The organism is Macrococcus sp. CoH-51_TC_04 (assembly GCF_058188655.1).
Genome location: NZ_JBVGOY010000004.1, coordinates 174,151 through 188,185, shown reverse-complemented (window position 1 = coordinate 188,185; position 14,035 = coordinate 174,151). Strand labels below are relative to the sequence as shown.

Here is a 14,035-nt window from a genome sequence, read left to right as displayed (position 1 = left end):
TCCCCTATAGAATATAGGAAATTAGCAGCCTAGAAAATAGTGTTTTTATTGAGCTCCCTTAGTAAGGGTGCAGTGCCTAACAAATATGCTCGGTTTTATATATTTATTAATCTTAAGCCCATCCACGGTAACGTGCGGCTTCTGCTGTTCGTTTAATACCGATAATGTATGCTGCTAGACGCATATCAATATTTCTGTTTTGTGATAATGTATATACATTATCAAATGCAGTTACAAGCTTATCTCTTAACTTCTCATTAACTTCTTCTTCTGTCCAGTAATAGCCTTGATTATTCTGTACCCATTCAAAGTACGATACTGTAACTCCACCTGCACTTGCAAGTACATCTGGCACAAGTAGAATGCCGCGTTCAGTTAAAATTTTAGTTGCTTCAGGTGTTGTTGGACCATTTGCAGCTTCAACTACGATATCTGCTTTAATATCATGTGCATTATCACCAGTAATCTGGTTAGAAATTGCAGCTGGTACTAGAATGTCACAATCTAATTCGAATAATTCCTTATTAGTAATTGTATCTTCAAAAAGATTCGTTACTGTACCGAAGCTATCACGACGATCTAATAGATAATCGATGTCTAAACCATTCGGATCATGTAAAGCACCATATGCATCTGAAATTCCGACAACCTTAGCCCCAGCATCATATAAGAACTTCGCTAAGAAACTTCCTGCATTACCGAAACCTTGTATAACTACTCGAGCATCTTTAATCTGCTTACCACGACGTTTTGCTGCTTCTTCAATCGCAATTACTACTCCTAATGCAGTTGAACGGTCACGTCCTTGTGATCCTCCAAGTACAATCGGTTTTCCTGTAATAAATCCTGGAGAGTTGAATGCATCCATCATGCTGTATTCATCCATCATCCAAGCCATAATCTGACTGTTTGTAAATACGTCCGGTGCTGGAATATCTTTCGTTGGACCTACGATTTGAGAAATCGCACGAACATAACCACGAGATAAACGTTCAACTTCATGAATACTCATCTGACGTGGATCACACACGATACCCCCTTTACCCCCACCGTATGGTAGATCAACGATACCGCATTTTAATGTCATCCACATTGATAAAGCTTTCACTTCATCTTCATCAACATCCGGATGGAAACGTACCCCACCTTTAGTAGGACCTACAGCATCATTATGCTGAGCACGGTAACCCGTGAAAGTTTTAACCGAACCATCATCCATTCGTACTGGAATACGTACTGTTAATAGACGTAATGGTTCTTTCACTAAATCATACATACCTTCATCAAACCCTAATTTTTCTAAAGCTTCATGAATAATTTCCTGTGTAGATGACACTAAGTTAGTAGTTTCTGACATTTTATTCGCCTCTTTTTATATTCTATAATTCTACATTGTTAATTGTAACATATTAAAAAACTTTTAAAAGTCTAAAATTGAAAACGCTACCAACTATTTTGAAAATACTTGTTGTACTTTGTCGATCGCCCAGTCTAAATCTTCTTGAGAGATGATCAAAGGGGGTGCAAAGCGGATGACCGTGTCATGTGTTTCTTTACATAGTAACCCTAGTTCTTTAAGTTGTTCACAGTATGGACGTGCTGCTTCATTTAATTCAACACCAATAAATAATCCTTTACCACGAACTTCTTTGATTACTGGGTTGTCAATTTCTTTTAATTTGGACTGGAAGTATTCTCCTAATTCTAAGGAACGTTCTGCTAACTTCTCATCCACTAATACATCTAATGCTGCATTTGAAACTGCACACGCTAACGGATTACCACCAAATGTTGAACCATGACTACCTGCATTGAACACTTCTAAGATTTCTTTATCAGCTAATACACATGAGATTGGGAATACTCCCCCACCTAATGCTTTACCTAGAATATACATATCAGGGACTACATTATCCCAATCTGTAGCAAACATCTTACCGGAGCGTCCAAGGCCTGCCTGGATCTCATCGGCGATAAATAATACATTGTTTTCAGTACATACATCGCGCACTTGTCTTAAAAATCCATCTTCAGGAATATTGATACCTGCTTCGCCTTGAATTGGCTCAAGTAATACCGCAGCAGTGTTCGGTGTTATAGCCGCCTTAATCTGTTCGATATCATCAAACTCAACAAGTTTAAAGCCACCCAATAACGGACCATAGCCACGTTGGTATTCTGCTTCGCTTGATAATGATACGGCGGCCATCGTACGACCATGGAAGTTTCCTTTCATCGCAATGATTTCAGCTTGATCTTTCGCTACACCTTTAACATCATAAGCCCAGCGTCGTGCTGCTTTAATTGCAGTTTCAACTGCTTCTGCACCTGTATTCATTGGTAATACCATTTCTTTACCTGCAAGTTTACAGATCTTTTCATACCAGGGACCTAATTGGTCACTGTGGAAAGCACGTGAAGTTAATGTCACACGGTCAGCCTGATCTTTCAATGCTTGAATAATCTTTGGATGACGGTGTCCTTGGTTTACCGCTGAGTACGCTGATAACATATCCATATATTTGTTGCCTTCCGGGTCACTTACCCATATCCCTTCAGCTTCTGAGATCACGATTGGTAGCGGATGATAGTTTGGCGCTCCGTAATGATTTGTAATTTCGATAATATCTTGAGATTTAGTCATTATTATTCCCCTTTTTTAAAAACAGTAGTGCGGCGCACTACTGTTTAGATTTTATATAGATTAAAGCATTTCGGAAGTTGTACGACCTTGCATGTGCAGTACTAAGTAGTCCGGTCCGCCTGCTTTAGAATCTGTACCTGACATCTTAAATCCACCAAATGGCTGGTATCCAACGATTGCACCTGTACATCCACGGTTGAAGTATAAGTTACCTACCATGAAGTCACGACGTGCCTGTTCTAGATGTTCACGATTATTTGTAATAACCGCACCTGTTAAACCGTAGTCTGTATCATTTGCAAATTCGATTGCTTGCGTGAAGTCTTTCGCTTTAGTAATTCCGACAACAGGACCAAAGATTTCTTCCTGCATTAAGCGATCATCATGTTTTAGATCAACGAAAACTGTTGGATTTACAAAGTTTCCAACTGACTCCTCAGTTGTTCCACCTACAAGTAAACGTCCTTCAGATTTACCGATTTCAATGTATTCTTTAATTTTATTTAATGATTTCTCATCGATGACAGGTCCCATGAAATGTTCATTCGTCTCTGGGTTCCCTGCAGATAACTTTTCAGTTTTCTCTTTAACTAATGCAACAACTTCATCGTATACATCTTCAACGATGACTGCGCGAGAACATGCAGAACATTTCTGACCTGAGAAACCAAACGCTGATTTCACGATTGATTCTGCTGCTAATTCAATGTCTGCTTCAGAGTCAACAACGATTGTATCTTTACCACCCATTTCAGCGATGACACGTTTTAAGTTTAATTGACCTTCATGAACCTTCGCTGCACGCTCATAAATATGAACGCCAACGTCGCGGCTCCCAGTAAATGAGACAAAGCGTGTATCTACGTGATCTACGATGAAGTCCCCAATATCACGGCTTGAACCTGGAATATAGTTTACTACACCTTTAGGCATACCCGCTTCTTCTAATACTTCCATAAACTTATATGCAACAACCGAAGTATTACTTGAAGGTTTAAGTAGTACAGTGTTACCCGTAACTAGAGGTGCAACTGTTGTTCCTGCCATGATTGCTAATGGGAAGTTCCAAGGTGAAATAACAACACCCACACCTAGAGCGATATAGTCATAACGGTTATATTCACCTGGACGGCTCTCAACTTTTACGCCATCTTTAAGACGTAACATTTCACGTCCATAGAACTCAAGGAAGTCGATTGCTTCAGCTGTATCTGCATCCGCTTCGTTCCAAGGTTTACCAGCTTCTTTAATCATGATCGCTGAGAATTCATGTTTACGGCGACGAATGATTGCAGCCGCTCGGAATAAGATGTCTGCACGCATTTTAGGGTCTGTATTTCTCCATGTTCTGAATGTTTCTTTAGCAACTTTCATTGCTTGTTCAGCATGTTCTTGTGTTGCTTGTGATACATTACCGACTGTTTCTTCACGATTCGCCGGATTATATGAACGTACTTTATTATCCGTAAAGATACGCTCACCCCCGATAATGAGCGGATAGTCTTCTCCTAAATATCCTTTTACTGTTTCGATACCTTTTAGCATCGCCTGTTTATTCTCTTCTACAGTGAAATCTGTAAAAGGTTCATGTCTGTACGAAATCATTTAATATTTTCCCCCTTAGTATTATGGTTAGAAAACCCTTACATACATATAATGAACAATTTCTTTCAATAGTTCAACCCTAAATGCTCGAAATTTTACAAAAATTATTTATACATGTTCGCGAATAAAAATTATAGCTTTAATCCGCGTTCTATCCACCCGGGTAAACGTTCTTGAAGTGTCTCAAAACCAATAGATTCAGGCTCATTGAGCTGCTCCAGTACCGAACGTTTCGTTTTCTTTCTTTCTTGTTTCTTAAAGTATTCATTTTCTTTCAAACTTAAGTTGAGTTTCCCATCTCTTGAAACATTCAATACTTTAACCTTCACAATCTGTCCTACTGATAGCAACAAATTTAAATTGTGGACATAATCGTTCATTACTTCTGAGATATGGATCAGACCTTCAGTATGATCCTCAGTTTCAACGAATGCACCATATGGCTGAATGCCTGTAACCTTTACTTTTATAAATTGTCCCTTTTTATATGTCTTCTTCATCTTCATCCCTCATTTTCTTAAGCTTATTTTATCATAATTAAATCATTAAAAAAAATCATGTGAAGTCTACACTTCACATGATTGATCTAATGCATATATTTGTACCAGAACATCTGCTATTTCTGTTTCAGAAAGAGATGTGTCAAAACTGAATAGGAAGACATCTTGAATCTTTTCAATTGTGATTTTGTAAGGCAGTTTCTGATGAATGATATCCATGATTTCGTAATACTCCATATCGCCCTCGTTTGCATCTTCAAGCTGCATCGGATTCCATTGGTTTAAAATTTGATACATCTTAATATTAAATTCTGGATTCATGGTCTTTATCCTCTTTTAATCTTTGCATAACTTCTGCTTCAAATGCTTTTAACTTTTTCTCTTCCGCTTCTGAATTCTTCTTAAAGAAACGATATGTGATATAAGCAAGAACCATAAAAAAGATCAGCGAAATGACTGCAGGTATATACTCCCACTTATTTTCAGGGAAATATAGAAATTCCATCATAATAACTTCACACTCCTAATTTTTATTATTATAACATGATGGATATAAAAAAAAATCATAAGTCATGACGATTTCATGACTTATGAATGATTAATTATTGTATTTCAATACGTTCGATAATCACATCTTCAAGAGGTTTATCTTGCCCGCCTACTTTTACTGCTGCAATAGTTTCTAACGTATCTGCACCTTCAACCAACTGACCAAATACCGTATGCTTCTGGTCTAACCATGGCGTTCCTCCGTGTTCAGCATATGCATCAACAATTTCTTCTGGCCAGCCACCTTGCTTTAATTGTGATAACATTTGTGCCGGCACTTGTTTCATCTGTACGATAAAGAATTGTGAACCATTTGTATTCGGCCCTGCATTTGCCATCGATAATGCACCGTATAGATTGAAAGCTTCCATAGAAAATTCATCTTCGAATTTGTCACCATAAATACTTTCTCCACCCATGCCAGTACCAGTTGGGTCTCCACCTTGAATCATAAAGTCATTGATCACACGGTGGAACGTAATGCCTTCATAGTATCCTTTTTGTGATAACTGAATAAAGTTCTCTACAGTCTTTGGTGCAATTTCAGGAAATAACTTAAACTTCATTACACCTTTATTTGTATGCATTGTTACGAGTTTTTCATTTTCAGAAACTTCTGTACTTAATTGAGGAAAATTAGTCATTTTTCTCTCTCCTTCATGATATGATGTTTACAATAAACCATTTTAACATAAAGGATGATGAATATGTATTTTAGACTAATGCATAAAACAGGAATTTATATTGTAGAACATCTGGGATCAAGACCAAACGGCGAACTTGTCCAGGTTATAAACGTTATCACCCACCCCACTCAAGGTGATCTACATAACCGTAACGAAGTGGAAAATGTCTTTTTCCATGAACGCCGTGCACTAAGCTTCAAAGAAAAACGCATTGTTGATAAAAATTTATTGAAGCCTTATGAAGCAGCTCCTCTATCCTATGAAGAATCACTCCGTAATGCTATCAGTAAGATGGAAGACAAACTTAATAAAGAGGATAGTGCATTTAATCAGCAGTCATTGGCAATGCTTCGAAATTTAAAGGGAGAATATGAAAGACAATATAAAGTTAAATTTTAAAGTTATATTGTTACAATTTCGTGAACTTTTGAATTTGGAAATATGTTTTCTTCTTATTTAAAGAAATATGAATTTTATATGTACAATGATATTTCATTCCAAGCAGTGTCGTTAATAAACTCACATTTTTCTGTATAATAGAGAATATGAAATTTAAAGGAGGTTCAATCGATGTCTATATTATTAATCGTATTACTTCCAATCTTCGCTAGTCTTTTACCTGGCATTTTGGCAAAGTATATAAAAGGCATACATACAGGCTATTTTGTGTTACTTGTACCTGTTATCGCGTCACTCTACTTTTTATCGTTAATTCAAACAGTGATGCACGCACCCATCAACAAACACTTCACCTGGATGCCAAGTATCGGTCTCAACTTTGATATCCGTCTTGATGGCTTGGCATTGCTGTTTACATTACTCATCTCAATCATTGGAACGCTTGTTGTATTTTATTCGATTCATTACCTGCATAAAGAGGAAGCGCTCGGTCGTTTCTATACATACTTATTGTTGTTTATGGGGGCAATGTTAGGCGTTGTAACAAGCAACAATGTCTTATCGCTCTATTTATTCTGGGAGCTTACAAGTATCTCAAGCTTCCTGCTTATATCATTCTGGTACCACAAAGAGAAATCAACCGACGGGGCATTGAAGTCAATGCTGATTACAGTGTTTGGCGGATTGATGATGCTTGGTGGGTTGAGCATCCTAATCAGTATTACAGGAACACCTGTTATTTCTGATATGTTTATCCAAGCAACAAAAGTGCAGTCACACTCATTGTTCACGTTAGCTGCTATCCTTATTCTACTTGCAGCATTTACAAAATCTGCGCAGTTTCCATTCCACATCTGGTTACCAGATGCGATGGAGGCACCGACACCTGTCAGTGCTTACCTGCATTCTGCAACGATGGTTAAAGCCGGCATTTATTTAGTTGCAAGATTTACACCATTATTTGCAGTGAGTAATACATGGACATATGCAATCGTTATCGTTGGATTATTCACAATGTGCTTTGCTTCTATTAAAGCAGTCAATCAAATTGATTTGAAAGGTATTTTAGCCTTTAGTACAGTCAGTCAGCTCGGACTTATCATGAGCTTACTCGGTATTGGGTCAATCAGTTTAAAAGCAGGACATGAAACAGCGTATTATATTGCAGTTACTGCGGCTGTATTCCATATATTGAACCATGCAACATTTAAAGGTGCACTGTTTATGCTCGTCGGTATTATCGACCATGAAACAGGGACGCGTAATATTCATAAGCTCAACGGCTTAATGTTTATCATGCCAATAACATTTACACTTACAACGTTAGGTGTACTCAGCATGGCTGGTGTGCCCCCGTTTAATGGATTTATAAGTAAGGAAATGTTTTTAGAATCTGTATTATTATCAGCAGAACATGGGTTATTTAATACATTACTAAGCGGGTTCCTACTACTATTGATGTTTGTCGGCAGTATATTTACATTTATCTACTCTTTAAAACTGATTAAAGATGTGTTCCTACCTAACAAAACCCAAAACAAAACTGAAAAGAAGCCACACGAAGCACCGATATTCTTTTTATTATCACCGATTATACTTATTTCAGTGATGTTGATAATATCAGTATTACCGGATATGTTCCGCCCGTTATTGCAATCAGCAACAAGTGCAATTGTGAACGATACTGTTACGTTAAAACAGATCCATCATTTCCATGGTATTAATACGCCTCTTTTAATTACGCTGGCAATCATTGTTATTGGTAGTGTCCTGCTCTACTTTATTACGAAGTGGCAGAAGGTTTACCAGTTATGGCCTGCGCAATTAAAGTTGAATAACGTATATAATATTGTATTAGATCAATCACAAAAGCTCAGCTACGAAGTGAATAGAAGACTTGTCTATCACTCTATTCGTTTCAGCATTTTAAGTATTTTCTCAACATTATTATTGATGTCTGTGTATGTGTTTTTAAAAACTGATCTCTCAATATACTTTGAATCCATTGCCAGTATTCGACTGTATGAACTTGTGCTTATATTAATCATCGTTATTGCAACGATAATGATATTAAAGGCTCAGTCGCGATTATTCAGTATTATAATGCTGAGTGCGATAGGCTATTCAATCGCTTTACTCTTCGTATTCTTTAAAGCGCCGGACCTTGCACTCACACAGTTGTCAATCGAAACCATTTCAACCGCTTTATTTCTGATGTGTTTCTATCACATGCCTAAGGAATACCGTCACGTTGAGGAAAAAAAATTTAAAGTTACAAATGTTATCATTGCCATTGCTACAGGTATAATCGTGTCACTCATTGCATTAGTATCTTATAGCAATAAACACTTTACATCTATTTCTGAATACTACATCAAAAATGTATATGATCTTGCAGCAGGAAAAAACATGGTCAATGTTATCCTCGTGGATTTCCGTGGTTTTGATACATTATTTGAATCAAGTGTGCTCGCCATTGCAGGAATCGGTATCTATACACTAGTCAGATTAAGAAAGACGAGAGGTGAACATAATGAAGAAACAAGATAATGATGTGATATTACAATTCTGTACGCTTGTCGTCTTCTTCATCATTGTAATGTTTGCATTCTCTATATTTATGAACGGACATTATTTGCCAGGTGGTGGTTTCGTTGGTGGATTATTAATTTCTGCTGCGTTACTGATCATATTAATCGCTTATGATATTAAGACTTTATATCGCATCCTGCCAATTGACTTCAAAAAAGTAATCGGTATCGGACTTATATTTTGCTATGCGACACCGCTTATCAGTTTATTGCAGGGCAAACCATTTTTTACGCATTCTTTTGGCGAACTACATGTACCTGTACTTGGCGCAATACATTATCATACAGCATTATTCTTCGATATCGGGGTAATGCTCGTCGTTATCGGAACGACACTGACAATCATCTTAACGATTGGAGAGAATGAATAATGGAAATATTAATAATTATTTTAAGCGGCATATTAGTTGCTGCTGGTGTCTATTTAATTCTTTCTAAAAGTTTAATTAGAATTATCATTGGTTCTTCAATTATTTCGCACGCAGTCAATTTGCTGCTTCTTACTAGCGGCACTTTAAAAAATGCTGCTTCTCCGATTTATTCCGGAAAGCATAAAATATATGTTGATCCTATTCCACAGGCACTGATCTTAACAGCTATCGTTATCAGCTTTGCCGTAACTGCATTTTTCCTTGTACTCGCTTTTCGTAGCTATAAAGAACTCGGAACTGATAACGTAGCTGATTTTAAGGGGGTGCCGGATGATGAGTAACTTAGTTATAATGCCGATCATTCTGCCCGCAATTACCGCAATTATATTAATCCTGATTGGTAAACGTCCAATCATCAAGCGTATGGTGGCTTTTTTCGGCACATTAATCACACTTATTGCTGCTGTGATACAGTTCTTTCATGTATACAAGAATGGAACGACATATCTAGAGCTCGGGAACTGGAAAGTACCTTATAGTATCGTCCTTGTTTCTGATATGTTTGCTTCAATTCTTGTAGTAACTTCTACATTTATTACATTGCTCATGATCTTCTACTCTTTCCAGACAATCGGAAAAGATCGTGAAACTTATTATTACTATACTTCTGTAATGTTTATGCTTGCGGGACTTAACGGTGCATTTACAACAGGAGATATCTTTAACTTGTTCGTATTCTTCGAAGTTTTCTTAATTGCTTCCTATGTTCTGATGATCATCGGAGGAACGAAGATACAGCTACAGGAAAGTATTAAATATATTTTGGTCAATGTCACATCTTCTGCCTTTTTCGTGCTGGCAATTGGGATGCTTTATTCTGTAGTCGGCTCGCTGAACATGGCAGATATCAGCAATAGAATATCAACGATCCAGGATCAGGATATTATTATCGTTGTATCTATTCTATTTATCTTCATATTTGCAACGAAAGCGGGAATGTTCCCACTTTATTTCTGGCTACCGGGCGCTTATTATGCACCGCCGATACCAATCCTAGGATTGTTTGGGGCATTACTTACGAAAGTCGGTGTCTATGCAATCTATAGAACATATAGCTTGTTCTTCAGTTATTCAGGACCTGCAGTAACAAATATATTACTTGTCCTTGCACTGCTCACAATAATATTCGGCTGTATCGGTGCGATTGCATATTTCGATATGAAGAAGATTATTATTTATAACATTATGATTGCAGTCGGTGTAATTATTATGGGTATCGTCATATTTACAAAAGAGTCTACAATCGGTGGCATATACTATTTAATTCACGATATGCTCATTAAAGCAAGTCTCTTTATGCTAGTCGGTGTGATCATTAAGATCACAGGAGAAACAGATATTAGAAATATCAGCGGATTAATTAAACGCTATCCTGTGCTCGGGTGGACATTCTTTATTGCAGCTTTATGCTTAGCTGGTATTCCACCACTCAGTGGATTCTTCGGTAAATTTTTTATCGTAAAAGCGGCCTTTATAGAAGGTTATACTGCAAGTGCACTTATCATTTTGATCAGTAGCTTAATCGTACTACTCTCTGTTATAAAAATCTTTATCATGGTATTTTTCGGTGATGATAAGGGAATTGTATATGAAACCAAACCTTATCATAAAATGCTGATTGCTTCTGTTATCATGACAACAGTGGCTGTATTATTTGGATTATGCAGTGAACAACTTTATCCGTATATAGCGACTGCAGCTGAGCATATTTATAATCCAGCGTCTTACGTTAAAGCTCTGGGGGTGAAATAATATGGCAATACAACTTATTATTCATATCGGACTAATGATCATGTGGGTGATCATGACCAGCTCAGCTTCACTTGGCAATTTAATATTAGGATATCTGTTTGGATTGTTTGCACTGTATATTATGCGTCCATTCCTACCAGGTGGATTTTATCTCATTCCGTTTCTTAAAGTATTACGATTATTTGCAATTTTTATTATTGAACTCTTTAAAGCAAATATCGGTGTCTTAAAGATTGTTATGTCACCAAAAATCGATATAAAACCTGCATTTTTCACATATGAGACGTCTCTAAGAAAAGACTGGGAGATTAGCCTATTATCTCTGCTCATCACGCTTACACCTGGTACAGTCGTTGTTGCTGTGAGTGATGATAAATCTAAACTTTATATTCATTCGATTGATTTTAGTGATATCGAATCTGAATGTGAAGGGATCAAACAGTCTTTTGAAAAAGCGATAAAGGAGATTGGTATCCAATGATCAATATGGATTTAATAATTATTATCGCACTGATTCTCGTTTCTTTTGCGATGCTCGGAATACTTTACCGTGTAATAAAAGGTCCTACACTAGCAGACCGCGTGGTCGGTCTGGATGCATTAGGCATTTCACTGATGGCAATGATCGCCTTATTTTCAGTATTATTAAATACAAAGTATTTCATTAGTATTATCATGCTACTCGCAGTTCTCGCTTTCTTAGGTACAACAGCGTTTGCGAAATTTATGCAAAAAGGAGAGATCGTTGAATATGATCGTAACAATCGTACAGATCATTAGCATTATCTTTATTATGATTGGTGCACTGCTGTCATGTGTCAGTGCAATCGGGCTTATTCGTCTTCCTGATGTGTATACAAGAGCGCATGCTGCAGGTAAATCATCAACGCTAGGTGTCATGTTTATGATGTTCGGTGTTTTCTTACACTTTCTGGCACGAGATCATCACTTTGAACCGACATTACTTCTTGCAATTTTATTTATCTTTACGACAGGACCTATTGGATCTCATCTTATTATGCGCAGTGCCTATTACAGTGGTACGAAGTATACGGATAGTACAGTTAGAGATGATTTAAAGGACGTTAAATAAATCAGAATAGAGAACAAACGCATCCGTAACTTTAACGGATGCGTTTGTTTTATTTCTTCTTCTTGATTGCAATGGTCGCTCTGCTAATACTGATCAGTGTTTCGCCTTGAACTACTTCCATCTGCCAAACATGTGCAGACTGACCTTTGTGGACGATGCTCGCACGTACTTCTACTATCCCGCTATTCACACTTCTGATGTGATTGGCATTGATTTCTAATCCTAGCGGAATTTCATCGTCTGAAGCGAGAAGTTTTGACCCGAGTGAAGCGGCTGTTTCACATAAGGCGACAGTCGCACCTCCATGGAGATAGCCAAAAGGCTGCGTCACTTCTTCAATGACTGGCATCGTAAGTACTATCGTCTGACCATCGAAAGAGTGAAACTTCATATTTAAGTGGTTCAATAAATTGTTCTGTTCAAATAATTGATGAATCGCTTCCATATAGACTCCTATCGTTTTTAACTATAATATCATTGCAGCGATAAACCCACAAATAATTAACGGAATATTAAATAATAGGAATGTCGGTACACATGTATCCCAAATATGATGGTGCTGACCATCCATATTCAATCCAGCGGTTGGACCTAACGTAGAATCACTAGCAGGACTACCTGCATCTCCTAAAGCAGCGGCCGTACCGATAACTGCGATTATTGCCGCAGTTGATAAACCGATAGATTCACCAAGTGGAATAAATAATGCTGCAATAATCGGAATGGTTGCAAATGATGATCCAATACCAAGTGTTACAATCAGTCCGACGATTAACATAAATATAATCGTCAATACTTTTGAGCCACTTGTAAAGTCTACCATACCCGCAACTAAACGTTCAACATCACCTGTTGCTGACATTACACTGGCGAATCCATTCGCTGTGAGCATGACGACACCGATATATGCCATAATCTTGATGCCTGAGACAAGTTCGTCATCAAGTGTCTTCCAGTCAAATGCAAATGACAGAAAGAATACTAGAATCCCAGCCAGTGCACCGAAAATCATGGATTCTGTCGTAAGCTGTACTAGAAAGGTTGCAGCAATTGCTACTATAGAAACCATGACAACGTATGGTTTCAATGCTTTTCTCGGAGCCTCTTCTTTAAATTGAACCCTCTTATATTCGCGTGGTTTCCTGAATATTATAAACGCTAGTATTAACCCGATAACAAATCCTAACGATGGAATAATCATCGCAGGGAAAATCTGGTTCATTTCTATAGGATGGTCTGCTTTATCAAAACCTTTTTTGATAATGCCATGGAAGATATAACCGAAACCATATGGCATCAGCACATACGGAAAGTTTAATCCGAACGTAAGGATTACCGCAATTAATCGTCTATCGATTTTGAGTTCATTGAATAAACTTAAAAGTGGCGGAATAATAATTGGAATAAAGGCAATATGTACCGGTAAAATGTTCTGAGACATACATGCAATACTAATCAGTGACACAAGTATCGTCACTTTCGTAACTGTTCTTGTCTTTACTGTGTTATCCCTTTTAAGCATATTGATAATTTTTTCAACGAAATAATCTGTAATACCACTATAAGATAATATCGCTGCAAACCCTCCGAGCAATGCATAGCTCAGTGCAACTTCACTACCGTCGACAATTCCTCCTGTAAAGGTAACGATCGTCTTATCTATCCCGAGTCCAGAAACAAGCCCTCCTGCTAGTGCACCGATAAATAATGACAGCACGACATTCAGTCGACATAAACTTAATATAACCATTACAAGTACTGCGATTAAAACTGCATTCATCTTCT

The 14,035-nt window shown here is 37.4% G+C and carries 17 protein-coding genes; 8 read left to right on the top strand and 9 right to left on the bottom strand.

Translation table 11 applies throughout. The features are described 5' to 3' along the window. Positions 1-112: 112 nt before the first annotated feature. The 7 genes from ACZ2V4_RS06030 to ACZ2V4_RS06000 form a co-directional block, all read right to left on the bottom strand. A complete protein-coding gene (locus tag ACZ2V4_RS06030) occupies positions 113-1,357 on the bottom strand; it encodes a Glu/Leu/Phe/Val family dehydrogenase (protein WP_099482529.1) in 1,245 nt (414 codons plus the stop codon). 93 nt (positions 1,358-1,450) lie between these two features. Beyond that, positions 1,451-2,644: an ornithine--oxo-acid transaminase gene (locus ACZ2V4_RS06025; RefSeq protein WP_490514628.1), complete on the bottom strand. Its 1,194-nt coding sequence runs from the start codon at positions 2,642-2,644 to the stop codon at positions 1,451-1,453. 60 nt (positions 2,645-2,704) lie between these two features. Continuing rightward, positions 2,705-4,249 (bottom strand): L-glutamate gamma-semialdehyde dehydrogenase, encoded by a 1,545-nt coding sequence (gene pruA, locus ACZ2V4_RS06020; RefSeq protein WP_283711578.1) that lies wholly within the window; start codon positions 4,247-4,249, stop codon positions 2,705-2,707. 131 nt (positions 4,250-4,380) lie between these two features. Then, positions 4,381-4,749, bottom strand: a complete 369-nt coding sequence (gene ygs / locus ACZ2V4_RS06015) for a S1 domain-containing post-transcriptional regulator Ygs (RefSeq protein WP_219494211.1) — start codon at positions 4,747-4,749, stop codon at positions 4,381-4,383. 66 nt (positions 4,750-4,815) lie between these two features. Then, a complete protein-coding gene (locus ACZ2V4_RS06010) occupies positions 4,816-5,070 on the bottom strand; it encodes a DUF1871 family protein (protein WP_413474291.1) in 255 nt (84 codons plus the stop codon). Then, a complete protein-coding gene (locus ACZ2V4_RS06005) occupies positions 5,054-5,257 on the bottom strand; it encodes a hypothetical protein (protein ID WP_219494207.1) in 204 nt (67 codons plus the stop codon). The genes ACZ2V4_RS06010 and ACZ2V4_RS06005 overlap by 17 nt, the downstream gene beginning before the upstream one ends. A 94-nt stretch (positions 5,258-5,351) precedes the next feature. After that, positions 5,352-5,942: a peptidylprolyl isomerase gene (locus ACZ2V4_RS06000; protein ID WP_490514627.1), complete on the bottom strand. Its 591-nt coding sequence runs from the start codon at positions 5,940-5,942 to the stop codon at positions 5,352-5,354. Between the two features lie 63 nt (positions 5,943-6,005). Here ACZ2V4_RS06000 and ACZ2V4_RS05995 point away from each other — a divergent pair, with 63 nt between their 5' ends. From ACZ2V4_RS05995 to mnhG, 8 genes are all read left to right on the top strand, one after another. Further along, positions 6,006-6,383: a kinase-associated lipoprotein B gene (locus ACZ2V4_RS05995; protein WP_490514626.1), complete on the top strand. Its 378-nt coding sequence runs from the start codon at positions 6,006-6,008 to the stop codon at positions 6,381-6,383. Positions 6,384-6,554: 171 nt separating this feature from the next. Beyond that, positions 6,555-8,933, top strand: a complete 2,379-nt coding sequence (locus tag ACZ2V4_RS05990) for a Na+/H+ antiporter subunit A (protein ID WP_490514625.1) — start codon at positions 6,555-6,557, stop codon at positions 8,931-8,933. After that, positions 8,917-9,345, top strand: coding sequence for a Na(+)/H(+) antiporter subunit B (locus ACZ2V4_RS05985; RefSeq protein WP_219522166.1), 429 nt, complete (start codon positions 8,917-8,919; stop codon positions 9,343-9,345). The genes ACZ2V4_RS05990 and ACZ2V4_RS05985 overlap by 17 nt, the downstream gene beginning before the upstream one ends. Then, the gene (locus ACZ2V4_RS05980) at positions 9,345-9,686 is read left to right on the top strand and encodes a Na(+)/H(+) antiporter subunit C (RefSeq protein ID WP_219494200.1); all 342 of its coding nucleotides are present in this window, start codon (positions 9,345-9,347) and stop codon (positions 9,684-9,686) included. The genes ACZ2V4_RS05985 and ACZ2V4_RS05980 overlap by 1 nt, the downstream gene beginning before the upstream one ends. Continuing rightward, positions 9,676-11,157, top strand: coding sequence for a Na+/H+ antiporter subunit D (locus ACZ2V4_RS05975; RefSeq protein ID WP_490514624.1), 1,482 nt, complete (start codon positions 9,676-9,678; stop codon positions 11,155-11,157). Before ACZ2V4_RS05980 ends, ACZ2V4_RS05975 begins: the two co-directional genes overlap by 11 nt. A 1-nt stretch (position 11,158) precedes the next feature. Then, positions 11,159-11,638: a Na+/H+ antiporter subunit E gene (locus ACZ2V4_RS05970; RefSeq protein WP_219494196.1), complete on the top strand. Its 480-nt coding sequence runs from the start codon at positions 11,159-11,161 to the stop codon at positions 11,636-11,638. Beyond that, entirely contained in the window at positions 11,635-11,937 is a 303-nt protein-coding gene (locus ACZ2V4_RS05965) for a Na(+)/H(+) antiporter subunit F1 (RefSeq protein WP_012656481.1), read from the top strand. The genes ACZ2V4_RS05970 and ACZ2V4_RS05965 overlap by 4 nt, the downstream gene beginning before the upstream one ends. After that, positions 11,909-12,250 carry a monovalent cation/H(+) antiporter subunit G gene (gene mnhG, locus ACZ2V4_RS05960; protein WP_283720135.1) on the top strand — a complete coding sequence of 114 codons (342 nt, stop codon included), beginning with the start codon at positions 11,909-11,911 and terminating at the stop codon, positions 12,248-12,250. Before ACZ2V4_RS05965 ends, mnhG begins: the two co-directional genes overlap by 29 nt. Before the next feature lie 49 nt (positions 12,251-12,299). Here the strand turns inward: mnhG and ACZ2V4_RS05955 are convergent, their stop codons facing one another. Next, positions 12,300-12,695 carry a PaaI family thioesterase gene (locus ACZ2V4_RS05955; protein WP_283721775.1) on the bottom strand — a complete coding sequence of 132 codons (396 nt, stop codon included), beginning with the start codon at positions 12,693-12,695 and terminating at the stop codon, positions 12,300-12,302. Positions 12,696-12,716: 21 nt separating this feature from the next. Beyond that, a complete protein-coding gene (locus ACZ2V4_RS05950; protein ID WP_283721776.1) occupies positions 12,717-14,030 on the bottom strand; it encodes a Na+/H+ antiporter family protein in 1,314 nt (437 codons plus the stop codon). Positions 14,031-14,035 lie beyond the last annotated feature (5 nt).